Here is a 22492-nt window from a genome sequence, read left to right as displayed (position 1 = left end):
AACTTACCGGCTGGAACAGTCCCGATAGATCGCTTGTTCATTGGCGGCACCTGCCGCCAAATAGCTGATTGAGGCGTTCCAGCCTTTAGAACGCAGGATATAGGTTCCTTCAGCTCCGAGAGATTCGTAGCGGATGCCCGACCCGCTTTCGACCTGACGCATGGCGACCAGAGTGTTGTCCACCATCGTCGCCGCCGCGCCCGAACCATCTGGCGCGTTGAAGTAAGTCACTGGCAAAGGTACGCCGTTTTCGCAGGTGAATGTGACGGACAGTATGTCAATCTCTGCCATTGCAGTTGTCGCAGGAAGGGCCAGCGCGACGGCGGCAATGGCGTTTCGCAACAAAGTCATTGGGCTTTCTTCTCCTCGACAACTGCCGCAAGGGCTTCTGCCCGTGCTGCCAGCTCCGCCAGTGTATCTGTGACAGAGGGTGGAACCACCGCCACTTCGACCCGCTCCGGTTCTGGCGGCGGAGCATTCCTGAGACCCTGAAGTTCAGCCTCAGCCTCGGCCAGCTTCGCTTCCAGCGATTTTACCTTGTCTTCCGTCGCTGCCGTCTTGTCGGCCAGCATGAGACCGGCCATCAGAAGCATCCGGGATTCAGGCATTCTGCCGATCTGATCCGACAACACCTGCGCCTCATCATCCAGCATCTTTGCTGCGGAATGCAGAAAAGGCTCTTCACCGTCCCGGCACGAGACGTCAAAGCCGCGACCGCCGATATTTATGGTCACTTCAGGCATTACTCTACCTCACCTTCTACAAGTTTCGCCTGCGACAGCAGAGGTTCCAGTCGCGCTAGAACGGCCTGCGCTTCGGCCGCGTCCGAGGCTTGCGCCGCGCGCGTGGCCTCCAGTTCGGCGACTGTTGCGCGGTTCAAAAGTTCCGCGTCTGTCAAACCCTCAGTGGCCGCCGCACGCAATTCGTCAACGGCGTTTCGCAATTGTTCATTCGCTTTACGCATGCGCTGCAGATCGTCATCCAGACGAGACATTGCTGCCCCATGACTGGCCCGCTCAGCACGCAGCATTTCCAGTTCAGCGCTCAGGTCATCGACACGCACGGTATCTTCCAACTCGGCCTTGAGGCGGTTGTTTTCCGCCTCGACCGCCTTGGCCTGATCCAGCATACCGCGCAGCTGTTCCAGTTCCGCCTTTAACGGCTCAGGATCTTCCAAAGCGTCCAGCTCTGCCCGCATCTTTTCGTTTTCGGCTTTCAATGCGTCCAGCTCAGTGCTGTTGTCTAGCGCTGCCTTGGCTTCGGCCAGCTCGGCACGCGCCGCTTCAACCGAAGTGATCTTGGCGCGAGCTTCCTCCAGCTCGGCGCGCAGCGCGTCGGTTTCTGCGCTGTCAGACGGAGCCGCGCGTAGTTCCTCAAGATCAGCGCGCAAGCCATCCATCTGCTGTTCGTGCTGCTCTTTCAGGGATTTCAGACGTTCCTGAAGCTGTGCGTTGGCGACACGTTCGTCCTCAAGTGCAGTTTGAAGCCCCTCGTCCGGCCCAGTGGTCTGGGGTGCAGCGCCCAATGCATCGACACCCGCACCAATGCGGTCCATCGCAGCAATAATACGGTGCTGTAAGTCTTCTATCTGGCTCATGCCCCTGTCACCTCTTTATCAAGGTTCATTCTGTTTCGATGCGATCCGAATCAAAACCGAATCCCGCCTGAGGACAGTCTAGCGGAATGCGACAGAAAATACCCACTGTTTGCTTTCAACCACTTGAGCCCCGCTCTTCATGCATCCGACCCCGATTCACCCCGGTTCCGCTTGCACTTTGGGTGTTGAGTGGTATTGAGCGCGCAAACAGCTTCAAACCCAAAGGAACAACGCCCGTGGACCTGACTGCGCTGCGCAATGCCAACCCTGAACACTGGGACAAAGCTGCGGCCATCCGCACTCTGACCCTTGACGCCGTCGCGGCTGCCAATTCCGGACATTCCGGTATGCCCATGGGCATGGCCGATGTTGCGACCGTACTGTTCGAAAAGCACCTGAAATTCGACGCATCAAACCCAAGCTGGCCTGACCGCGACCGGTTCATCCTGTCAGCTGGTCACGGCTCGATGCTGGTTTACTCGTTGCTGTATCTCACTGGTCATGAAGACGTGACCCTGGATGAGATCAAGAACTTCCGTCAGCTGGGCGCAAAAACGGCAGGCCACCCGGAAAACTTCCTTGTTGACGGGATCGAGACAACCACCGGCCCGCTCGGTCAGGGCATTTCGAACGCTGTGGGCTTTGCCATGGCCGAAGAAATCCAGCGCGCGCATTACGGCAAGAAGGTTGTTGATCACTATACCTACGTTATCGCAGGCGACGGTTGCCTGATGGAAGGTGTCAGCCAGGAAGCCATCACGCTGGCCGGTCGTCATGAACTGAGCAAACTGATCGTCTTCTGGGACAACAACAACATCACCATCGACGGTACGGTCGATATTGCCGATCGCACAGATCAGGTGCGTCGTTTTGCGGCTTCGGGCTGGCATGTGATCGAGATCGATGGCCATGATCCAAAGGCCATTGATGCGGCCATTATCGACGCGAAGAAGTCCAGCAAGCCGACCATGATCGCATGTGAAAGCCACATCGCGCTGGGTCATGCAGCACAGGATACGTCAAAAGGCCACGGCGCGCTGACGGATCAGGATCAGCTGAAGGCTGCAAAAGAAGCCTATGACTGGCCCCATGACGCGTTCGAGGTGCCTGCAAACGTGAAATCCGCATGGGAAGCTATTGGTGCCCGTGGTGCTTCTGAACGAGCAGCGTGGGAAGAGCGTTTCGCGCAACTTTCCGAACGCAAGCAGGCCGAGTTCAACCGTGCCTACGCGTTTGAAGCACCAAAGAAACTGGCTGGCGCCATCCGCGCGTTCAAAAAGCAAGTTTCGGAAGATCAGCCTAAGCTGGCCACCCGCGCGTCGTCTGAAAAGATTCTGAACGTCGTGAACCCGATCATGACCGAAACTGTTGGCGGCTCGGCTGACCTGACCGGTTCGAACAACACCAAATCGGCCGATATGGGTGTCTTCCTGCCGGAAAACCGCAAGGGTCGTTACATCCACTACGGTATCCGCGAGCACGGCATGGCCGCTGCGATGAACGGTATGGCGCTGCATGGTGGCATTCGCCCCTATGGCGGTACGTTCATGGCCTTCACCGACTATGCCCGCCCGTCCATGCGTCTGGCGGCCCTGATGAAAATCCCGTCGGTCTTCGTGATGACCCATGACTCCATCGGTCTGGGCGAAGATGGCCCGACCCACCAGCCGGTTGAACATCTGGCCATCTCGCGTGCAACGCCTAACACCTATGTGTTCCGCCCCGCTGACACAGTTGAAACAGCCGAAGCGTGGGAACTGGCGCTGACCTTCAAGGACAGCCCGTCGGTCCTGTCGCTGACCCGTCAAGGCGTGCCGACAGTGCGCACTCAGCACAAAACCAAGAACCTTGTTGCGCAAGGTGCTTATGTTCTGGCCGAAGCCGAAGGCAAACGTCAGGCCATCCTGATCGCCACCGGGTCCGAAGTGTCACTGGCCATGGAAGCCAAGGCAATGCTTGAGGCCGACGGCATCGGCACACGCGTCGTCTCGATGCCCTGTATGGAACTGTTCGCGCAGCAGGACGAAGCCTATCGCAAGCGCGTTCTGCCCGCTGGCCCCGTGCGCGTCGGCATCGAAGCCGCTGTTCGCGCAGGTGGCTGGGACCGTTGGTTGTTGGGCGAGCGTGGCCGCGAAGCCAAAGCCGGCTTCATCGGCATGTCGAGCTTTGGCGCATCAGCCCCGGCTGGCGAGCTTTACAAGCATTTCGGCATCACCGCGGAGGCGACTGTAGCCAAGGTCAAAGAACTTCTGGGGCTATAAAACAGACCCAACTGATCAAGCAAAGGGCGGCCTTGGCCGCCCTTTTCATTTGGGTTCAGCCTTAACCCGAAGTGCAAGTTCTTCATAGGCTTTCAGAGCATAATCCAATCGCAACTCATACCGTCCTTGCACCACCACTTTCTCAGGTGCTTGCAGGCCGAGGCAAGACAACGCCTGGCGAAGATGTGTTCCTGACAACGGAACATAAGTAGCCGATTGACCCGCTAAAGCGTTGTAAAAGCGTCCGCCGACCCAACAGCTACGCTTCTGCGCCCTGAAAGCGGTATCAACCCGAAAATGCAAGAAACTGTACAGCTCGGATTCATCGAATGGGACTTCGTCTGCCGCAACACTCAAAGCAGATAGAATTGAGGATCTGCCGTTTATTCCGCGCGTGCCGACTTTTCTAATAAGCGGGCCATCGATGGTCGTGCCCAGACGGTAACGGGTCAATTCAGTGTTTCGCATTCTTACTTAACAGTGGTGCTATGATCCGGGTCGCCACAGGGATCAAAACCAATCCCCATGCCAAACCAAATACGCCATCCATTGTGGCCTTGGAAATCCATTCAACCGCGCCCACCCACTGTTCAGAGACGGAATGTCCAATGGCATATGCCCAATCGTGGATGTGATGACCCAACCAGCCAAAGCCCAGAACCTCCATCCCGTGGATGACGATCGAGCCTCCCACCCACAGCATCGCTGCAGTTCCAACAATGGACAGTGTTTTCATCACGCCGGGCATTGCCTTGACCAACCATCGGCCCAGACCGCGACCAATAGGTGTCGGCGCGTTCTGCGCCAGATAAAGCCCGACATCATCCATTTTCACGATCAGCGCGACGGACCCATAAACGGCGACCGTCACCCCTATTCCCACGACGGCCAGCGTCGCGGCCTGCATCCACAGGTTAGGCGCTTCGATCGCCGCCAAGGCAATCGTCATTATCTCAGCCGACAGGATAAAGTCCGTCTTGATCGCGCCCTTTACCTTTTGTTCTTCCAAATGACCGGGGTCACGAACGTCCATGTCCTGTTCAATGGCGTGGCTGCCATGGGGGAACAAGACGTGAAATATCTTCTCAGCGCCTTCAAAACAAAGGTAAGACCCGCCAATCATGAGTAGCGGGGTGATCAGCCAGGGCGCGAAATTGGCAAGTAGCAGCGCCACTGGCAGCAACAGTATGATCTTGTTGAAAATCGACCCGCGTGCAATGCGCCAGATGATCGGCAACTCGCGTGCGGGTGCAAACCCCTGAACATATTTCGGTGTAACCGCCGCGTCGTCGATGATGACCCCGGCAGTCTTGGCCCCAGCCTTACCTGCCGCCGCAACCACGTCGTCGACCGAAGCGGCCGCCACTTTGGCAATTCCCGCCACATCGTCCAAAAGGGCCAACAGTCCGCTCATCTCGTGTCCTTTCCTGTCACGTGCCGCACCCGGACCCTACCTGATCTCTCAGCTAGCGCAAGCGTTAGCGCAATCGGCGCAGGTTTGCGCTAACACCTTAAAAATATGCCGTTTTTGCCCTTTTGAGATTCCCATTTCGCCGCTATATGGCCCACAACGCAAGCGCATCTGGAGACGTCACATGACCATCAAGGTCGGTATCAATGGTTTTGGCCGTATTGGCCGCTGCACCCTGTCGCACATCGCCGCTTCGGGGCGCAACGACATCGAAGTGATCAAAGTCAACGCCACCGGCCCGTTGGAAACCTCGGCGCACCTGCTGAAGTACGACAGTGTTCACGGGCGTTTCCCGCGTGAGGTTTCCATCGAGGGCGACACCATGGATCTGGGCCGCGGCCCAATGCAGATGTTCTCGACCTACGACATGAACGAGCTGGACTGGGAAGGCTGCGACGTCGTTCTGGAATGCACCGGCAAGTTCAACGACGGCAACAAGGCCAAAACTCACCTTGAGCGCGGCGCCGGCAAAGTTCTGCTGTCTGCCCCTGGCAAGAATGTCGACAAGACCATCGTCTTTGGCGTGAACCACAACACGCTGACCGCAAACGACAACATGGTTTCGAATGGCTCTTGCACCACAAACTGCCTGGCACCGCTGGCCAAGGTTCTGGACGAAGGTATCGGCATCGAAAACGGCATCATGACCACGATCCACGCCTATACCGGCGATCAGCCGACCCTGGACCGCCGCCACAGCGACCTGTACCGCGCCCGCGCCGCTGCAATGTCGATGATCCCGACCTCGACCGGAGCCGCCAAGGCGTTGGGCGAAGTTCTGCCAAACCTGAAAGGCCGTCTGGACGGGTCCGCGATCCGCGTCCCTACCCCGAATGTATCGGCCGTAGACCTGACCTTCCGTGCCGCGCGCGATGTAACCGTCGAGGAAGTCAACGCTATCGTCGAAGAAGCCGCCAAAGGACCGATGCAGCGCGTACTGGGTTTTGAGCCCGCGCCGCTGGTCTCAACCGATTTCAACCACACCGAAGAAAGCTCGATCTTCGCGCCGGATCAGACCCGCGTTGTCGACAATCGCTTGGTCCGTGTTCTGGCATGGTATGACAACGAATGGGGCTTCTCGGTTCGTATGGCCGATGTGGCCGTTGCGATGGGCCGTCTTAACTGACCCTTCGGACTTCGCTTGTACCTTAATGCCCGCTCAGGTTATCTGGGCGGGCATTTTTGTTCGGAACGGCCATGACCAATCAAATCGCCATCTGGCTCGGCATCCTTCTGCTTGGGGGCGTGATGTTGGACATGACGCTGTATAGCGGCGACCACCTGCTGTTCCTTGCCAAGAAGCTCTACGAATTTCTAGACTGGCTCGCTTTCTGGCGCTGACCGAGGTTTTTCTTGACTCTTTCGTTGATCTGGAGTTGTTAGCGCTAACTAATCTGACAGAGAAATTTCGACGGAGCAGACCATGACCCTGAAACTTGCGATCAACGGATTTGGACGGATTGGGCGCGGGGTTCTGCGCGCAGTTATGGAAAGCGGCCGCACAGACGTTGAAATCGTTGCGATCAACGATCTGGGCAAGCCCGATATGAACGCGCATCTGTTTGAGTTCGACAGTGTGCATGGTCGCTACGCCAACCCGGTTACACTCAGCGATGCAGGTTTGGATGTGGGTCGTGGTCCGATCCGTCTGACCAGCGAACGCAACCCCGAAGACCTGCCGTGGTCGGATATTGATGTCGTTCTGGAATGCACCGGTGTGTTCCGTACCCGAAAAGCCGCCGAACGTCACTTCAAGAACGGCTCGAAAAAAGTTCTGATCTCGGCCCCGGCCCGCGGTGACGGTAACGTCAAAACCGTCGTGTTTGGTGTGAACGATCACGAACTGACTGCCGAAGACTTGGTCGTGTCGAACGCATCCTGCACCACCAACTGCCTGTCTCCGGTTGCCGCGGCCTTGGATGCCGGGCTTGGAATCAAGCACGGCAACATGACAACTGTTCACGCTTATACCGCCAGCCAGCCGGTACATGATTTGGTCGGAAAAGACCCTTACCTGTCGCGCGCCGCTGCGTTGTCGATGATCCCCACAACAACAGGCGCGGCCGCTGCTGTTGGTCTGGTTCTGCCACAACTTCAAGGCAAACTGACAGGTCAGGCGATCCGTGTCCCGACCCCGAACGTTTCAGTCGTTGATCTGGTGGCCGAGGTTTCCCGCCCAACCACCGAAGAGGAAGTGAACCAGCTGTTTATTGATGCCGCCGCCAAAATCCCCGGCGTGTTGGCGGCAGAAAGCCGTCCGTTGGTTTCCATTGACTTCAACCACGACCCGCACAGCTCGACCGTGTCGCTGGCCGAAACCAAAGTCACCGATGGCACACTTGTTCGCGTATTGGCCTGGTACGACAATGAATGGGGATTCTCGAACCGGATGCTGGATACAGCTGCCGCGATGGGCGCCCTAACCTAACCGTTCTTTCAGCGCGGTGTTGACGCGGGGCGTGACGAATTTCGACACGTCCCCATTCAACCGGGCGATTTCCTTGACCAGCTTCGAGGCAATTGCCTGATGGCGCGCTTCTGCCATCAGAAAGACAGTCTCGATTGAATCGTCCAATGCACGGTTCATTCCAACCATTTGGAATTCGTACTCAAAGTCTGCGACCGCCCGCAAACCGCGCACAATGATCTGTGCACCCACGTCACGCGCGCAGTCAATCAGCAGGTTTTCAAATGGATGGGCGATAATCTCGGTGCCTGTCTGCTCAGAGAGTTGAGCGCATTCGGCTTCGATCATAGCCACGCGCTCTTCCAACGAGAATAAAGGTCCTTTATCTCGATTTATCGCAACGCCGATCACCAGTTTGTCTACCAATGCAGACGCCCTACGGATGATGTCGATATGCCCCATGGTTATGGGATCGAAAGTGCCCGGATATAATCCAACCCGCATCGCGCCCTCCTGCGCAACAAAATTTCTGCGCAAGCAAACATAACTTTGCTGCAGGTGCAAGTGATTGCTGAAGCAACCCTTGCCGTCAGTGCCCCATTATCATGCCTTCCAAAGCATCTTTTTCCATGGCCAGTTCTGCCAGCTGTGCCTTCACGACATCGCCGAGTGTGACAATGCCGACCAGCTTGCCATCTTCCACCACCGGCATATGGCGGAACCGCCCTTCTGTCATGCGGGACATGATGTCTTGGACCGTCGCCTGACGGGTCGTCGTGACAAGATCTTGCGTCATATAGGACTGGACCGGCTGGTTCAGGCAGCCACTGCCACTGGCCGCCAGTTCCCGGACGATGTCACGTTCAGACAGGATGCCGGACGCGGTTTCACCGCCGTCTTCGGAAATGATGACCGTCCCGATCCGCTTCTCCGCAAGAATCTTCGAGGCCTCCGAGACCGTCGCCGTTGGCGCAACTGTCACAACGCCGTCTGTCGCTTTGGACTTCAGGATGGCCTGTACTAACATTAAGAATACCTCCGGAAATAATGACACTTATTCCAAAGCGTTGCGCGATTGTTGCGACCTGTCAAGCGTCGGCCTCTGCTTCCAAACGAAGCACTTCCTCGCGAATACCGCGTGTCAGGGCATCAGCAAAGCGGTTCAACCGTTCGTTGCGCTGATCTCCTTCGTGCCGAACAAGATAGAAACTGCGCGTCAAACTCACTTGATCCGTCAGGATTTTCCGCAGATCGGGATGGAATGGCAGCGTGAAGTCATGGGCCACACATACCCCGGTTCCCAGCGTGACCTGACGCAATTGGACCGAGACCGAGTTCGATGCAAGCGCGACACGGTCAATACCTATGTCATTGAGGTAATCCAGCTCTCGGTCAAAGATCATGTCGGGAATGTACCCGATCAACCTGTGCTCTTTCAGATCCGCCACAGATTGGATCGGGCCATTCAGTTGAAGATAGTCTTCCGTCGCAACCATGTGCAGTTTGTAGTCGCTGATTTTTTTTACCCGCAACTGCCCGGCTGTTGGCGCGCTCACTGTCACGGCCATATCCGCCTCGCGTCGAGACAGGTTAATGACCCGAGGCAGGGCAAGTATCTGAATGTCCAGATCAGGGTTCGCATCGCTGATTTTCGCGCAGACCTGCGGCAACAGGTAATTGGCGCTGCCATCGGGCGCACCGATCCTGATCTGGCCACTCAGCGATTTCGTTGACCCGGCCACCGCCCCGGCGGCCGCACGCATCGCTTCTTCGGCGTGCAGCCCATGTTCCAAAAGGCGTTGTCCCGCAGGCGTCAGAACGTAACCCTGCTGCGATTTGGTGAACAAAGTTGATTCCAACGTGGATTCGAGCCGGGCCACGCGACGCCCCACAGTAGCAGGATCAATCTTCAGTATGCGACCGGCAGACGACAGGCTTTCTTCCCGTGCCACAGCCAAAAATATTCGCATATCGTCCCAATTTGGGGTCATCCCGCCCTCTTTTGCATTTTTGCAAAACTCTTTTGAGACATTGCCTCTGTTCGCGGGATTTCTGCAAGCCTATTCTGCGCGCAAACCTATCGGAGGAGCTCTTGATGCAAGACCTGACCCATTTTTTAAACGGCGAAATGGTTGCCGGAACATCCGGTCGTTTCGACGACGTTTACAACCCGGCGACCGGCGAAGTTCAGTACAAATGCCCGATGGCCAGCGCGGCAGAAACCACCGCGGCCATTGAAGCCGCTGCCGCTGCCCAACCCGCATGGGGCGCGACCAACCCGCAAAAGCGTGCACGGGTTATGATGGCCATGGTTGGCCTGATGAACCGCGACATGGACAAGCTGGCCGAGGTCCTGAGCCGCGAGCATGGTAAAACCATCCCCGACGCCAAGGGCGACTTGCAGCGTGGTCTCGAAGTGATTGAATACTGCATCGGCGCGCCGCAGATGCTGAAAGGTGAATACACCGACAGCGCCGGCCCCGGTATTGACATGTACTCGATGCGTCAGCCTCTGGGCGTTGTTGGTTCGATCATGCCGTTCAACTTCCCCGCCATGATGCCGCTTTGGCACGTAGGCCCGGCGCTTGCCTGTGGAAACGCGGTGGTTCTGAAACCGTCCGAGCGTGACCCATCCGTTCCGCTGATGCTGGCAGAACTCTTTGTCGAAGCCGGTCTGCCCAAGGGTGTGTTCCAGGTCGTGAACGGCGACAAGGAAGCCGTTGATACGATCCTCGACAGCGAAATCATCCAAGGCGTAAGCTTTGTGGGGTCTACCCCGATTGCGCAATATATCTACAGCCGTGCAACCGCCAACGGCAAACGCGCTCAGTGTTTTGGCGGCGCCAAAAACCACATGATCGTGATGCCAGACGCTGACTTGGACCAGGCGGCCGACGCGCTGGTCGGTGCCGGTTTCGGCGCGGCAGGCGAACGCTGCATGGCTGTATCCGTGGCAGTTCCGGTTGGCGAAGAAACCGCCGACAAGCTGATCGAAAAGCTGATCCCGCGTGTCGAAAAGCTGAAAGTTGGCCCTTACACTGCTGGTGATGATGTAGACATGGGGCCGGTTGTGACCGGTGCTGCCAAAGAACGAATCCTGGGCCTGATCAACTCGGGCGTAGAGCAAGGCGCCAAACTGGTTGTCGACAACCGTGACTTCAGCCTGCAGGGCTATGAAGATGGCTTCTTTGTTGGCCCGCATCTGTTCGACCACGTCACCCCGGACATGGACATCTACAAACAGGAAATCTTTGGCCCTGTCCTGTCCACTGTGCGTGCCGGTTCTTACGAAGAAGCGCTGAAATTGGCGATGGACCATGAATATGGCAACGGCACCGCGATCTTCACCCGTGACGGTGATACCGCGCGTGATTTTGCCAGCCGGATCAATATCGGCATGGTCGGCATCAACGTTCCGATCCCGGTTCCGCTGGCCTATCATACCTTTGGCGGCTGGAAGAAATCGATGTTTGGTGACCTGAATCAACACGGCCCTGACAGCTTTAAGTTCTATACCCGCACCAAGACCGTCACATCCCGGTGGCCATCGGGCATCAAGGAAGGTGGCGAGTTCAACTTCAAAGCCATGGACTGATCTGAACTGCCATTGAATTTTCAAGCCCGGCCCGAATTTGGGCCGGGTTTTTTGCATCTTTTCGCCGATAAACCTGTCTGCGGCCTCGCCTTCACAAGAAATTCAGACATGGCCCACTGGAAAAATACCTCCAAGACAAATATTTTATCCGGCAAGTGTGTACCGAGCAGTAAAATTATCGGAGGCAGTCTTGTCCCAATCTCGTATGACCCGTCGTTCCGCCTTGTTGGGCGCTGCATCTTTGCTGGCGACCCCCGCCCTTGTTCGGGCGCAAAGCACAGATGCTTTCCCGGAAACGGAAGATGCCATCAGCACGCAATTGCCGGTGCGCCGCAACGTGTCTTCATTTTCTCAACAGAACTGGCAGGATCACTTTGATGAGCTTGGCGTGGGCTGCCTGCTGGCCGATATCACCAGCCGCGCCGTGCATTACTGGAGCCCGGACGGAACCTACAAGCTTTACCCAAGTTCGGTCCCGATGAGTGAAGAGCTCACTAAACGCGGGTACACAAGAGTTGTGCGCAAAACCGAATTCCCAAGCTGGACGCCGACGGCATCCATGCGCGAGCGCGATCCCTCATTGCCTGTACGGATGGAAGGTGGCGACCCTGGCAACCCATTGGGCACCCGTGCCATGTATCTGGGCTGGCCAGCTTATCTGGTTCACGGCACACATGACACGCGCAAGATTGGCCGTCAGAGTTCGTCCGGATGTATCGGGCTCTACAATCAGCACGTGGAAGAACTGTATCCGCTGGTTCAGATTGGGACACAGGTGCGTCTGGTCTGATTTGCTTATCATTAAAAGCAAAAGCCCCGGTCAATCGCCGGGGCTTGGATGTTTTGAGACGTGGTTTATTCCGGCAGGATAACTGCGTCGACCACGTGAATCACACCGTTGCTGGCCTCAATATCGGCCTGCACAACCTTGGCATCGTTCACTTTCACCCCGTTTCTCGCGTTTACGCTCAAACGGTCGCCCTGAACTGTCAGAACCTTGGCGCGCTTGCCAGCAATGTCGCCGGACATCACCTTGGCAGGAACCACGTGGTAGGTCAGGATCGATACAAGCTGATCCTTGTTCTCGGGCAGCAGCAGGGATTCCACCGTACCCTCGGGCAATGCTGCGAACGCCTCATCAGTTGGGGCAAATACGGTGAATGGGCCATCGCCCTTCAAAGTATCAACCAGACCAGCGGCCTGAACGGCAGCGACCAAGGTGTTGAACGATCCAGCGGCAACGGCTGTATCAACAATGTCAGCGGCCTGCGCCTTAAGCGGCATGGCAAAAGCAAGTGCGGCGGCTGCGCCCATGAATGTGCGACGGAACATAGCTGTCTTCTCCTCTCCAGCGTGTTATGGAAAGGGGTACGGACCTTTTGCCGCAGCGGATCACTCTGAGATCATTTTTCTTTGAGTTGCACCCAGATGCTCTGAGCCCGCCCCTCAGCCAAAAACGGCAAGGCGGCAACGGCACCCGGGCGATCCTGTTGAAGGTAATATCCCGGCCAAAGCATTGAATACGCATCAGATTGTAGCAACGCGTGCAGCATGTACTGCTCTCCCCAGCCCGGGCAATCATAGAAGAAACGTTTGGGATATTCGTAGGGTAAAAAAACGTCGTGCACATGAATAACGACGCCGGGTTTCAGCGCCGGAATGATGCGACAGAATAGGTGGGCGACGTCATTGCTCATCCTGACGACATGGCTTGAATCGATGAATAGAACATCTCCGGCTTCAAGCTCGGCAAACAGCGATGGGTCGACCTCTTCAAGACGTTTTTGTTCGAAGTGGTCCACGACATGGGCAATGTCGGCACGCGGGTATGGGTCAATCGCGGTGATCTCTGTGTCCAACCCGCCGTCAATAATTGCCTGCCGGGTCACGCGGGTTGAGTTCCCGCACCCCACCTCGATCACGCGCTTGGGCTGAAAGCGTCGGATCATCAGATACAAGGCATCTGCATCCGGGCTGTCGTAATAGCCGTTGCCTGTGCGATAGCCAGTCTGATTGCACGCCGGATCTTTCAACGCCTGCAAATCCGCCTTGTGACGGTCATATTCCGCCACCAGTTGCGCGATATCGAACCCTTCCATACCCGGAGATAACGCATAGGCCGGGCGTGTCAGCCCTCCGGCAGCTTCAAAAGCCTCAAGCCGCGCGCGCTCTTCCTGTTCGGTAACCTTGTCGATCAACCTCACCCCCAACTCGTCCAGAGCGGCGTTAATCTTTGGGAATTTTCTGGGCTTCACGGCGATGGCTCCACGGTGTTTGCTGATCCGTTCCTTACAATTGCCGCCTGTACCTGTGCAAGGACAAGCCGGTCAAACCCTTGGCAAGAAGCAAATTTCCGTATTCACTGGATCGCACGACAGACAAAGGGGTCGCCATGCAGCAGGAATTCACACTGGGCATTGAAGAAGAGTATCTTCTTGTGGATCGCGACAGCCTGCAATTGTCCGAAGCGCCCGAAGCGCTGATGGAGGCCTGTCAAAACGATTTCGAAGGTCAGGTGAGCCCCGAGTTCCTGCAATGTCAGATTGAAGTCGGAACGCGCCCACACACGACAATCGCCTCGGCGCGGGAAGACCTCAAACGCCTGCGTTCCTGCGTGTCGAAACGGGCTGCTGACTATAATCTGTCCCCGATCGCTGTATCCTGTCATCCCTTTGCGAACTGGAAGGATCAACACCACACCCGTAAGGAACGCTATGACGCTTTGCAACACGCGCTGGGGGGCGTGGCACGTCGCATGCTGATCTGCGGGATGCATGTGCATGTCGGGGTCGAAGACCCTGCCCTGCGTGCCGATCTGATGCCGCAGCTGTCTTACTTTTTGCCCCATCTTCTGGCGCTGTCCACATCGTCCCCCTTTTGGAATGGCGAAGACACCGGCCTGTCCTCGTATCGCCTGACCGTATTCGACAACCTGCCCCGCACCGGCCTTCCCCCAATCTTCGGCAGTTGGAGTGAATATGAGCGCACCACGGGTATTCTTGTGGATCTGGGCGTGATCGAGGACACAACCAAAATCTGGTGGGACCTGCGCCCGTCGCATCGTTTCCCCACGCTTGAAACGCGGATTATGGATGTACAGCCCCGACTGGAACACACCCTGTCCCTGGCGGCACTGGTTCAGGCGTTGACCCGAATGTTGTGTCGACTGAAAGACCGTAACCTGCGCTGGCGGCAATATGATCGCTTCCTCATCGGAGAAAACCGCTGGCGCGCACAGCGCTATGGCGTGGGCGAAGGGCTGATTGACTTCGGCGACCGGTCGGTCAAACCAATGTCCGAACTGATCGGCGACCTGATGGGTTTGTTGGCCGAAGACACCGAAGCGCTTGGCACGATGACCGAACTGGCGCGTCTACGGCAGATCGCTGAAAACGGCACCTCAGCCACCCGTCAACGCCGCGTTCACGCCGAGGCCGTGGCGCGTGGAGATGATCCGGGGCAAGCTGTCGTGCGTCACCTGATCGAAGAATTTCACACGGATCTCTAGGCTTCTCCTCTCTCTTCGCGACCCATTGTTGAGCCTGCAAAATTTCTGTAAGAATTCGGAAATAAACAACCGTTCAATTCATTGCCGACGGGAGGGAGCGCCATGGATTTCGCACTCAGCGAGGAACAGACAGCCATTTTCGACATGGCACACGCGTTTGGGCAGGAGAACATTGCACCTTTTGCGCGGCAGTGGGAATCCGATGGCACTATTCCGAAATCGCTTTGGCCACAAATCGGCGAGCTTGGTTTTGGGGCGTTGTATGTATCCGAGGACAGCGGTGGTTCGAACCTGACCCGTCTGGATGCCACCTTGGTATTCGAGGCATTGTCGATGGCCTGCCCTTCGGTCGCTGCGTTCCTGTCGATCCACAACATGTGCGCCAAGATGTTGGACAATTTCGCAGACGATGACCTCAAGGCACGCATCATGCCTGATGTCCTAAGCCTCAATACAGTTTTGAGCTATTGCCTGACCGAACCCGGTTCCGGCTCGGACGCGGCGGCCTTGAAGACCCGCGCTGAACGCACGAACGAAGGCTATACGTTGAACGGCACCAAGGCGTTCATCTCAGGCGGCGGATACTCCGACGCCTATGTCTGCATGGTGCGTACAGGCCAAGATGGCCCCAAAGGTATTTCAACCGTTTATGTCGAGGACGGCACACCGGGTCTCAGCTTTGGAGCACTGGAAGAGAAAATGGGCTGGAAAAGTCAGCCTACCGCGCAGGTGCAATTCGATGATTGCAAAATCCCGGCTAGCAACCTTGTCGGCACCGAAGGCGACGGGTTCAAATACGCCATGATGGGCCTCGACGGCGGGCGACTGAACATCGCGGCCTGTTCGCTTGGCGCCGCACAGGCCGGGCTGGATAAGACATTGCAATACATGTCCGAACGCAAGGCGTTTGGCCAATCCATTGATCAATTCCAGGCCCTTCAGTTCCGCTTGGCGGATATGGAGATTGAATTGCAAGCAGCACGGACTTTCCTGCGCCAAGCCGCGTGGAAACTGGACAACGGAGCGCCTGATGCCACGAAATTCTGCGCGATGGCCAAGAAATTCGTGACCGAAACCGGATCGAAAGTGGTGGATCAGTGCCTACAACTGCATGGCGGTTATGGCTATCTTGCCGATTACGGCATCGAAAAGCTTGTGCGCGATCTTCGCGTGCATCAGATACTGGAAGGCACGAATGAGATCATGCGCGTGATCGTATCGCGCCAGATGCTTGCCAACCGCTGAGGCCCCTATGTCAGACATCGAAATCCGCACCACAGGCCGTGCCGGACGCATCACCCTGACACGCCCACATGCTTTGAACGCATTGAGTTACGAGATGTGCATGGCCATCGATACGGCGATGCGCAACTGGCGCGAAGATGATGCCGTTGATCTGATCATTCTGGACGCCGAAGGGGAAAAAGCCTTTTGCGCGGGCGGTGACATCGCCGAGCTTTATGAAACCGGTACTAAAGGCGACTATGCCTACGGACAGACATTCTGGCGCGACGAATACCGCCTGAATGCGATGATTTTTGAGTACCCCAAGCCGGTCATCAGTTTTCTTCAGGGTTTTACCATGGGCGGCGGTGTCGGTATTGGGTGCCACGGCAGCCATCGCGTTGTCGGGGAAAGCTCCAAAATCGCGATGCCCGAATGCTCGATTGGTCTGGTGCCGGATGTGGGCGGCTCGCTGATGCTGGCGCTCGCCCCCGGTCGATTGGGCGAGTTTCTGGGAACAACCGGGTTCCGAATGGGGCCTGCGGATGCAATTCTGGCGGGGTTCGCGGACCATTACATCCCTCAATCGCGCTGGTCCGATCTGATTGAGATGCTGGAAGCTTCGGGTAACGCGGGCCTGATCTCGCAGCACGCCGAAACCCCACCCGCCGGAGAACTGGCCGGGTTGCGGGCCGACATTGATCAGCATTTCTCGGGCGAAACGCTGGGCGACATCGTGACAAGCCTGCGCAACAGTGACCAGGAGTTTTCGCAGAAAACCCTAGCGACATTGGGAAAAAACGCCCCCCTTTCCACGGCCTGTACGGTTGAGATGTTGCATCGTCTGCGCGGTCCCGCATTGTCCATACGGCGTGCCCTGGACCTGGAATACCGTTTCACCCACCGGTCGATGGAACACGGTGACTTTCTGGAAGGTATTCGCGCGCAGATCATCGATAAAGACCGCAGCCCAAACTGGCAGTTTGCCGATATGAACGTCCCTTTGACGGCCGTTTCGAAAATGTTGCAACCGCTGGGTGCGGATACCCTGACTTTTGAGGAGGACTAAAAGATGCAGATCGGTTTCATAGGGCTGGGAAATATGGGCGCGCCCATGGCGGCCAACCTGGCAAAGGCCGGGCATCAGGTTCAAGGGTTTGATACAGCAGGCGTCACCGTGGAAGGTGTCACTCAGGCCAAAACAGCGTCTGACGCGGTTGCAGGGGCGGACGCGGTCATTACCATGCTGCCGAACGGCTCTATTTTACGGGCTGTCGCGGATCAAGTCATTCCTGCCATGTCGAAAGGGGCTGTGCTGATCGACTGCTCGACCGTTGACGTGGACAGCGCGCGTGCGGTTGCCGATCAGGCCATTGGTTCGGGGCTTCTGTCCGTGGACGCACCCGTTTCAGGCGGTATTGGCGGAGCTTCAGCGGGAACGCTGACGTTCATGGCCGGTGGATCGGAAGACGCATTCGCAAAAGCTGCCCCCCTGTTCGAGATCATGGGGCAAAAAGCAGTTCATTGCGGCGAAGCCGGGGCCGGACAAGCCGCCAAGATCTGCAACAACATGATTCTTGGCGTCACCATGATCGCCACCTGCGAGGCTTTTGCATTGGCGGACAAACTGGGGCTGGACCGGCAAAAGATGTTCGACGTGGTCAGCACATCGTCGGGCTATAGCTGGACGATGAACGCCTATTGCCCTGCCCCCGGCGTTGGCCCGCAAAGCCCTGCTGACAATGACTACACGCCTGGATTCGCTGCTGAGCTTATGCTGAAAGACCTGCGTCTCAGCCAGCAAGCCGCAGACAGCGCTGATGCGGATACTCCGATGGGTCAGGTCGCGACTGCCCTTTACGAGCAGTTTGTCGAAAACGAAGACGGACTGGGCCGCGATTTCAGCGCGATGCTTCCACGCTTCGAAAAACGCGGGCGCGAATAGGCAATCGGCGGCCTCTTGCCCAACCATTTGACAGGCTATCGGCAAGGGGCCATCTATCCAGTCATGTTCCGAGGCGTCTTCAGCCTGTTCGCAAAGGAAAGCGGCATGACAAAATACCTGGTGACAATTGCGATGCTTGCAGCGATGGCGCTTGCCCCTGTTACAGCCGTAGCCAAAAACAAAAATGGACATTGCCCACCGGGTTTGGCCAAAAAGTCCATTCCTTGCGTGCCTCCGGGACAAGCCAAAAAGATCTACCGGAATGGTGATTTCATCCGCAACGATTATCGTTGGATCGACAATCCGTACCGCTATGGGCTGAACCGGAACTATTCCTATATTCGCGCGGGCGACTATGTGTACCGGGTCGATCCCGATACGCGCAAGGTCCTGAACCTGATCGGTGCGGTTGCCGATATTCTGAACTAAGCTGGCAGGTCAGCGGCTATTCTGCCGCGACGCGCGCGTTGTCCAACATCGATTTCAGGTAGCGCCCGGTATGGCTGCGCTCGACCGTGGCGACCTCTTCGGGTGTGCCAACGGCAACAATCTCACCACCGCCATCGCCACCCTCGGGACCAATGTCGATGATATGATCTGCGGTTTTCACCACGTCCAGATTGTGCTCGATCACCACAACCGTGTTACCCTGATCGACCAGTTCGTGCAGCACTTCCAACAGTTTACGCACGTCTTCGAAATGCAGACCCGTGGTCGGTTCATCCAGGATGTAAAGCGTCCGCCCGGTTGAACGTTTCGACAGTTCCTTGGACAGCTTCACGCGTTGTGCTTCGCCACCAGACAACGTGGTGGCCTGTTGCCCAACCTTGATATAGCCCAGCCCAACGCGGGCCAAAGCATCCATCTTGTCCCGGATCGACGGCACGGCCTTGAAGAACTCCTGCGCGTCTTCCACCGTCATATCAAGCACATCCGCGATGGACTTGCCCTTGAACTTGATCTCAAGCGTCTCGCGGTTGTAGCGCGCGCCTTTGCAGGTCTCGCAGGTGACATAAACGTCGGGCAGAAAGTGCATTTCGATCTTGATGACACCGTCACCCTGACACGCCTCGCACCGGCCACCCTTCACGTTAAAGCTGAAGCGACCGGGCTTGTACCCCCGCGCTTTCGCCTCGGGCAACCCGGCAAACCAGTCGCGGATCGGCGTGAAGGCCCCGGTGTAAGTCGCTGGATTTGAACGCGGAGTCCGCCCGATTGGGCGTTGATCAATGTCGATGACTTTATCCAGATGCTCAAGCCCCTTGATCGTCTCGCACGGCGCCGGAGTTTGACGGGCACCATTCAGGCGCATCGATGCGGTTTTGAACAGTGTTTCAATGGTCAGCGTGGACTTACCGCCACCAGATACCCCTGTCACACAGACAAATTTGCCCAAAGGAAACTCGGCCGTGACGTTCTTGAGGTTGTTGCCCGTGGCTTTTACGACGGTCACTTTCTGCTTCTTGCCCGCACGCCGTTCAACCGGAACCGCGATTTCACGCGTCCCCGCCAAATATTGCCCGGTGATCGAGGCCGCATCACCCGTGATGTCCGCAGGTGTACCATGACTGACAACCTGCCCCCCGTGAACGCCCGCTCCGGGGCCAATGTCGAACACATAATCGGCCTCGCGGATGGCCTCCTCGTCATGTTCGACGACAATCACTGTGTTGCCCTGATCCCGCAGATTCTTGAGCGTGCCCAGCAACCGGTCATTGTCACGCTGATGAAGGCCAATTGACGGCTCGTCCAACACGTAAAGAACCCCAGTCAGACCCGAGCCGATTTGGCTGGCCAGACGAATACGCTGGCTTTCCCCGCCCGACAGTGTTCCACTTGAACGCGACAGCGTAAGGTATTCCAAACCAACGTTATTCAGAAACCCAAGCCGTTCGCGAATCTCTTTCAGAATGGCGCGCGCGATTTCATTTTTCTGCGCGCTCAGGTGGTTCGGCGCGTCCTCGATCCAGGCCAGAGCCTCCCGGATTGACATCTGCACCACTTGCCCAACATGCAGACCCGCGATCTTGACCGCCAGCGCCTCGGGCCGCAGGCGATACCCCTCACATGTGCCGCATGGACGGTTGTTCTGATAACGTTCGAATTCCTCGCGAATCCAAGCGCTGTCCGTTTCACGGTAACGGCGCTCCATATTCGGGATCACGCCTTCAAAACTGCGCGTCACCTGATAAACGCGTCCGCCTTCGTCATAGCGGAACTGGATCTCTTCATCGCCAGAGCCGCGCAGGAACACCTGCTGCACCTTCTGGGGCAGGTCTTTCCATGGCGTGTTCTTGTCGAACTCATAATGCCGTGCAATGGCTTCGATGGTTTGCAGGAAATACGGCGACTTGCCTTTGCGCCATGGCGCCAAGGCCCCGTCATAGAGTTTCAGCGACTGATCCGGTACAACAAGGCGCTCATCAAAGAACAACTCGACCCCCAACCCATCGCAATCAGGGCAAGCCCCAAATGGTGCGTTGAAGGAAAACAGGCGCGGTTCGATCTCGGGGATAGTGAAGCCGCTGACCGGGCAGGCAAAGTTCTCGCTAAAGGTGATACGCTGCGGATCGCCCTCACGCGGGGCAGTTTCCAGAATCGCAATACCGTCTGCCAGATCCAAAGCTGTGCGCAGGCTGTCGGCCAAGCGGGTCTCCATACCCTCTCGGACAACAAGTCGATCCACCACCACATCAATGTCGTGGCGAAACTTTTTGTCCAGCGTCGGTGGTTCATCCAGTTCATAGAACTCACCATCGACTTTGACACGCTGGAACCCTTGCTTGCGCAGCTCCAGGAACTCTTTTTTGTACTCACCCTTGCGATCGCGCACGATCGGGGCCAGCAGATAACCTCGCGTGCCCTCCTCCATGGTCAAGATCCGGTCGACCATGTCCTGTACCTGCTGCGCCTCGATCGGCTGTCCGGTTGCAGGGCTATAGGGTGTTCCGGCGCGAGCGAACAGCAGGCGCAGATAGTCATAGATTTCCGTAACGGTCCCGACAGTAGAACGCGGGTTCTTGGATGTTGTTTTCTGTTCGATGGAAATCGCCGGGCTCAGGCCGCTGATGTGATCCACATCGGGCTTTTCCATCATATCGAGGAATTGACGCGCATAAGCTGAAAGGCTTTCCACATAGCGCCGCTGCCCTTCGGCATAGATGGTATCAAACGCCAGCGAGGACTTGCCCGAACCAGACAAACCGGTGATCACCACCAGCTGATCCCGCGGGATATCAACGTCGATGCTTTTGAGGTTATGCTCGCGCGCGCCGCGCACCTCGATATTCTTCAGCTCAGCCATTTCCGGCCCCCAACAAACACGTCCCTCAGAAATAGGCGAGCAGAGCCGAGTCTCCAACAGAAAAGTTAGAACAAACTGTGAACAGACGGATTATTGCCGACACTTCCTGACATCACGCGCGGCTACAATGCGGCAAACCATCAAATTCAGTAACGTGGGATGTTTCTAACGGGAAAATGGCGCGGTTGACGGGGCTCGAACCCGCGACCCCCGGCGTGACAGGCCGGTACTCTAACCAACTGAGCTACAACCGCGCATCTATTTTCGTGGCCTTTACCCTGGACCAAGGAGTGCAGCGATGGCGCGGTTGACGGGGCTCGAACCCGCGACCCCCGGCGTGACAGGCCGGTACTCTAACCAACTGAGCTACAACCGCCCGCTGCACGTTCACTGCTGAACGTTGGGGTGTATTATGGCTACGCTCGGGCAGCGTCAAGCGGCGTTTTGAAGTTTTTTATCAGAATCCAGATTTTTGTTCGCCCTCCGTTTTTTGCGCGCTGAACAAAGCCAAATCCACTTGCAGCCGAACCGCAGGACAGATATCAACGCGTCCCATGGGTGATTAGCTCAGTGGTAGAGCGCTTCGTTCACATCGAAGATGTCAGGAGTTCAAATCTCTTATCACCCACCATATTTTTCAATATGTTACGTGATTTTTGCGAAGTGTTCTAAGGTCATTTGAACCTAAAAGAACCTAATACCGCACAGCGTCTATCTCAGGCCACCCGGGTAAATTCTCGGGCACCGGTACATCATTGCGTTCCAGCCATTCTTTTATCGCGGACCAATGGTCCTGGGGCTTTGCTGTGTATCTGCGCGAATGCAGATCCGAGATCGAGCGCTGCAATCGCGGATACCACTGAATCTTGAGCTTGAGCTTGTGGGCCTTTGCCCAAACGCGCAGCGCTGCTTCCCAATCGGGAAGCGGGCGAGACTCAAGCTCTTTGTGAAGGTCGAAGGGGATTCTGTTAGGCCAGGTCATGACCGAGATATGAGGTAGGCAGACCGAAGCGGCAAGCACCTCATTTGCCAGAATCAGAATTCCTCGTTTAGGCTTAGCCTATTATTAGGCGGTTGTATACTTGACAAACCCAAAGTGGATTCCCATATCAACATCAAGAAGTTGAGGGAAATGATATGTCCGTTCTGTCCAAAGCCTACATGTACGATGAAGCCGAAG

The 22492-nt window shown here is 56.7% G+C and carries 23 protein-coding genes and 3 tRNA genes; 12 read left to right on the top strand and 14 right to left on the bottom strand.

Annotation, left to right across the window (positions count from 1 at the left end; all coding sequences use genetic code 11):
• Positions 1–3: 3 nt before the first annotated feature.
• From AC2FNU_RS04445 to AC2FNU_RS04435, 3 genes are read right to left on the bottom strand one after another with little or no spacing between them, the layout of a single operon-like run.
• On the bottom strand, positions 4–351 hold the full coding sequence (locus AC2FNU_RS04445) for an MliC family protein (RefSeq protein WP_496785329.1): 348 nt from the start codon (positions 349–351) through the stop codon (positions 4–6).
• Entirely contained in the window at positions 348–743 is a 396-nt protein-coding gene (locus AC2FNU_RS04440) for a cell division protein ZapA (RefSeq protein WP_496785324.1), read from the bottom strand. The genes AC2FNU_RS04445 and AC2FNU_RS04440 overlap by 4 nt, the downstream gene beginning before the upstream one ends.
• Positions 743–1597, bottom strand: coding sequence for a hypothetical protein (locus tag AC2FNU_RS04435; protein ID WP_496785322.1), 855 nt, complete (start codon positions 1595–1597; stop codon positions 743–745). The genes AC2FNU_RS04440 and AC2FNU_RS04435 overlap by 1 nt, the downstream gene beginning before the upstream one ends.
• Before the next feature lie 236 nt (positions 1598–1833).
• Between AC2FNU_RS04435 and tkt the strand changes: the two genes are divergently transcribed.
• Complete coding sequence (gene tkt, locus AC2FNU_RS04430; RefSeq protein WP_496785320.1) at positions 1834–3858, top strand: transketolase; 2025 nt, start codon at positions 1834–1836, stop codon at positions 3856–3858.
• Between the two features lie 45 nt (positions 3859–3903).
• Here tkt and AC2FNU_RS04425 read toward each other — a convergent pair whose 3' ends face one another.
• Positions 3904–4311: a hypothetical protein gene (locus AC2FNU_RS04425; protein WP_496785316.1), complete on the bottom strand. Its 408-nt coding sequence runs from the start codon at positions 4309–4311 to the stop codon at positions 3904–3906.
• A gap of 1 nt (position 4312) precedes the next feature.
• Positions 4313–5272, bottom strand: coding sequence for a DUF808 domain-containing protein (locus AC2FNU_RS04420; RefSeq protein ID WP_496785312.1), 960 nt, complete (start codon positions 5270–5272; stop codon positions 4313–4315).
• A gap of 181 nt (positions 5273–5453) precedes the next feature.
• Between AC2FNU_RS04420 and gap (AC2FNU_RS04415) the strand changes: the two genes are divergently transcribed.
• The 3 genes from gap (AC2FNU_RS04415) (at position 5454) to gap (AC2FNU_RS04405) (ending at position 7757) form a co-directional block, all read left to right on the top strand.
• Positions 5454–6455: a type I glyceraldehyde-3-phosphate dehydrogenase gene (gene gap, locus AC2FNU_RS04415; protein ID WP_496785310.1), complete on the top strand. Its 1002-nt coding sequence runs from the start codon at positions 5454–5456 to the stop codon at positions 6453–6455.
• A gap of 71 nt (positions 6456–6526) precedes the next feature.
• On the top strand, positions 6527–6670 hold the full coding sequence (locus AC2FNU_RS04410) for a hypothetical protein (protein WP_171089800.1): 144 nt from the start codon (positions 6527–6529) through the stop codon (positions 6668–6670).
• 82 nt (positions 6671–6752) lie between these two features.
• Entirely contained in the window at positions 6753–7757 is a 1005-nt protein-coding gene (gene gap / locus AC2FNU_RS04405; RefSeq protein ID WP_496785306.1) for a type I glyceraldehyde-3-phosphate dehydrogenase, read from the top strand.
• Here gap (AC2FNU_RS04405) and coaD read toward each other — a convergent pair.
• From coaD to AC2FNU_RS04390, 3 genes are all read right to left on the bottom strand, one after another.
• Complete coding sequence (gene coaD, locus AC2FNU_RS04400; protein ID WP_496785302.1) at positions 7749–8240, bottom strand: pantetheine-phosphate adenylyltransferase; 492 nt, start codon at positions 8238–8240, stop codon at positions 7749–7751. The two genes, gap (AC2FNU_RS04405) and coaD, sit on opposite strands and share 9 nt — an antisense overlap.
• Before the next feature lie 85 nt (positions 8241–8325).
• Positions 8326–8763 (bottom strand): CBS domain-containing protein, encoded by a 438-nt coding sequence (locus AC2FNU_RS04395; protein WP_496785300.1) that lies wholly within the window; start codon positions 8761–8763, stop codon positions 8326–8328.
• 61 nt (positions 8764–8824) lie between these two features.
• Positions 8825–9727: a LysR family transcriptional regulator gene (locus AC2FNU_RS04390; RefSeq protein WP_496785298.1), complete on the bottom strand. Its 903-nt coding sequence runs from the start codon at positions 9725–9727 to the stop codon at positions 8825–8827.
• 104 nt (positions 9728–9831) lie between these two features.
• On the opposite strand from AC2FNU_RS04390, the gene AC2FNU_RS04385 reads away from it, so the two are divergent.
• Positions 9832–11331 (top strand): CoA-acylating methylmalonate-semialdehyde dehydrogenase, encoded by a 1500-nt coding sequence (locus AC2FNU_RS04385; protein ID WP_496785295.1) that lies wholly within the window; start codon positions 9832–9834, stop codon positions 11329–11331.
• 205 nt (positions 11332–11536) lie between these two features.
• Positions 11537–12121 (top strand): L,D-transpeptidase, encoded by a 585-nt coding sequence (locus AC2FNU_RS04380; RefSeq protein ID WP_496785293.1) that lies wholly within the window; start codon positions 11537–11539, stop codon positions 12119–12121.
• Positions 12122–12186: 65 nt separating this feature from the next.
• Here the strand turns inward: AC2FNU_RS04380 and AC2FNU_RS04375 are convergent, their stop codons facing one another.
• Positions 12187–12663, bottom strand: a complete 477-nt coding sequence (locus tag AC2FNU_RS04375; protein WP_496785291.1) for a fasciclin domain-containing protein — start codon at positions 12661–12663, stop codon at positions 12187–12189.
• Between the two features lie 71 nt (positions 12664–12734).
• Positions 12735–13586 carry a class I SAM-dependent methyltransferase gene (locus AC2FNU_RS04370; protein ID WP_496785286.1) on the bottom strand — a complete coding sequence of 284 codons (852 nt, stop codon included), beginning with the start codon at positions 13584–13586 and terminating at the stop codon, positions 12735–12737.
• Positions 13587–13723: 137 nt separating this feature from the next.
• Here AC2FNU_RS04370 and AC2FNU_RS04365 point away from each other — a divergent pair, with 137 nt between their 5' ends.
• The 5 genes from AC2FNU_RS04365 to AC2FNU_RS04345 all read left to right on the top strand — a co-directional run bounded on the left by AC2FNU_RS04365 (position 13724) and on the right by AC2FNU_RS04345 (position 18437).
• The gene (locus AC2FNU_RS04365) at positions 13724–14839 is read left to right on the top strand and encodes a carboxylate-amine ligase (protein ID WP_496785284.1); all 1116 of its coding nucleotides are present in this window, start codon (positions 13724–13726) and stop codon (positions 14837–14839) included.
• A gap of 102 nt (positions 14840–14941) precedes the next feature.
• Positions 14942–16084, top strand: a complete 1143-nt coding sequence (locus AC2FNU_RS04360) for an acyl-CoA dehydrogenase family protein (protein ID WP_496785281.1) — start codon at positions 14942–14944, stop codon at positions 16082–16084.
• Between the two features lie 7 nt (positions 16085–16091).
• Positions 16092–17132: an enoyl-CoA hydratase/isomerase family protein gene (locus AC2FNU_RS04355; RefSeq protein ID WP_496785279.1), complete on the top strand. Its 1041-nt coding sequence runs from the start codon at positions 16092–16094 to the stop codon at positions 17130–17132.
• Between the two features lie 3 nt (positions 17133–17135).
• On the top strand, positions 17136–18008 hold the full coding sequence (mmsB, locus tag AC2FNU_RS04350; protein ID WP_496785275.1) for a 3-hydroxyisobutyrate dehydrogenase: 873 nt from the start codon (positions 17136–17138) through the stop codon (positions 18006–18008).
• A 105-nt stretch (positions 18009–18113) separates the two neighbouring features.
• Entirely contained in the window at positions 18114–18437 is a 324-nt protein-coding gene (locus AC2FNU_RS04345) for a hypothetical protein (RefSeq protein ID WP_496785273.1), read from the top strand.
• A 16-nt stretch (positions 18438–18453) separates the two neighbouring features.
• Here the strand turns inward: AC2FNU_RS04345 and uvrA are convergent, their stop codons facing one another.
• From uvrA to AC2FNU_RS04330, 3 genes are all read right to left on the bottom strand, one after another.
• The gene (gene uvrA / locus AC2FNU_RS04340; protein WP_496785270.1) at positions 18454–21312 is read right to left on the bottom strand and encodes an excinuclease ABC subunit UvrA; all 2859 of its coding nucleotides are present in this window, start codon (positions 21310–21312) and stop codon (positions 18454–18456) included.
• 177 nt (positions 21313–21489) lie between these two features.
• Positions 21490–21566: transfer RNA gene (locus AC2FNU_RS04335), tRNA-Asp, on the bottom strand.
• A 45-nt stretch (positions 21567–21611) separates the two neighbouring features.
• Positions 21612–21688: transfer RNA gene (locus AC2FNU_RS04330), tRNA-Asp, on the bottom strand.
• A gap of 180 nt (positions 21689–21868) precedes the next feature.
• Between AC2FNU_RS04330 and AC2FNU_RS04325 the strand changes: the two genes are divergently transcribed.
• Positions 21869–21943, top strand: a tRNA-Val gene (locus AC2FNU_RS04325).
• 63 nt (positions 21944–22006) lie between these two features.
• On the opposite strand, the gene AC2FNU_RS04320 is transcribed toward AC2FNU_RS04325, so the two are convergent.
• Positions 22007–22294, bottom strand: coding sequence for a hypothetical protein (locus AC2FNU_RS04320; protein WP_496785267.1), 288 nt, complete (start codon positions 22292–22294; stop codon positions 22007–22009).
• Positions 22295–22492 lie beyond the last annotated feature (198 nt).

The organism is Ruegeria sp. BHSB064 (genome assembly GCF_059613205.1).
The sequence above is the reverse complement of the archived record's forward strand: the minus strand, read 5'-3'. Positions and strand labels throughout refer to the sequence as shown.

Excerpts from the sequence above, each read along its gene's own strand:
- AC2FNU_RS04445 (WP_496785329.1), bottom strand. The coding sequence starts at position 351 with ATGACTTTGTTGCGAAACGCCATTGCCGCCGTCGCGCTGGCCCTTCCT.
- AC2FNU_RS04440 (WP_496785324.1), bottom strand. The coding sequence starts at position 743 with ATGCCTGAAGTGACCATAAATATCGGCGGTCGCGGCTTTGACGTCTCG.
- AC2FNU_RS04435 (WP_496785322.1), bottom strand. The coding sequence starts at position 1,597 with ATGAGCCAGATAGAAGACTTACAGCACCGTATTATTGCTGCGATGGAC.
- AC2FNU_RS04420 (WP_496785312.1), bottom strand. The coding sequence starts at position 5,272 with ATGAGCGGACTGTTGGCCCTTTTGGACGATGTGGCGGGAATTGCCAAA.
- gap (WP_496785310.1), top strand. The coding sequence starts at position 5,454 with ATGACCATCAAGGTCGGTATCAATGGTTTTGGCCGTATTGGCCGCTGC.
- AC2FNU_RS04410 (WP_171089800.1), top strand. The coding sequence starts at position 6,527 with ATGACCAATCAAATCGCCATCTGGCTCGGCATCCTTCTGCTTGGGGGC.
- gap (WP_496785306.1), top strand. The coding sequence starts at position 6,753 with ATGACCCTGAAACTTGCGATCAACGGATTTGGACGGATTGGGCGCGGG.
- coaD (WP_496785302.1), bottom strand. The coding sequence starts at position 8,240 with ATGCGGGTTGGATTATATCCGGGCACTTTCGATCCCATAACCATGGGG.
- AC2FNU_RS04395 (WP_496785300.1), bottom strand. The coding sequence starts at position 8,763 with ATGTTAGTACAGGCCATCCTGAAGTCCAAAGCGACAGACGGCGTTGTG.
- AC2FNU_RS04390 (WP_496785298.1), bottom strand. The coding sequence starts at position 9,727 with ATGACCCCAAATTGGGACGATATGCGAATATTTTTGGCTGTGGCACGG.
- AC2FNU_RS04385 (WP_496785295.1), top strand. The coding sequence starts at position 9,832 with ATGCAAGACCTGACCCATTTTTTAAACGGCGAAATGGTTGCCGGAACA.
- AC2FNU_RS04380 (WP_496785293.1), top strand. The coding sequence starts at position 11,537 with ATGACCCGTCGTTCCGCCTTGTTGGGCGCTGCATCTTTGCTGGCGACC.
- AC2FNU_RS04375 (WP_496785291.1), bottom strand. The coding sequence starts at position 12,663 with ATGTTCCGTCGCACATTCATGGGCGCAGCCGCCGCACTTGCTTTTGCC.
- AC2FNU_RS04365 (WP_496785284.1), top strand. The coding sequence starts at position 13,724 with ATGCAGCAGGAATTCACACTGGGCATTGAAGAAGAGTATCTTCTTGTG.
- AC2FNU_RS04360 (WP_496785281.1), top strand. The coding sequence starts at position 14,942 with ATGGATTTCGCACTCAGCGAGGAACAGACAGCCATTTTCGACATGGCA.
- AC2FNU_RS04355 (WP_496785279.1), top strand. The coding sequence starts at position 16,092 with ATGTCAGACATCGAAATCCGCACCACAGGCCGTGCCGGACGCATCACC.
- mmsB (WP_496785275.1), top strand. The coding sequence starts at position 17,136 with ATGCAGATCGGTTTCATAGGGCTGGGAAATATGGGCGCGCCCATGGCG.
- AC2FNU_RS04345 (WP_496785273.1), top strand. The coding sequence starts at position 18,114 with ATGACAAAATACCTGGTGACAATTGCGATGCTTGCAGCGATGGCGCTT.
- uvrA (WP_496785270.1), bottom strand. The coding sequence starts at position 21,312 with ATGGCTGAGCTGAAGAATATCGAGGTGCGCGGCGCGCGCGAGCATAAC.
- AC2FNU_RS04320 (WP_496785267.1), bottom strand. The coding sequence starts at position 22,294 with ATGACCTGGCCTAACAGAATCCCCTTCGACCTTCACAAAGAGCTTGAG.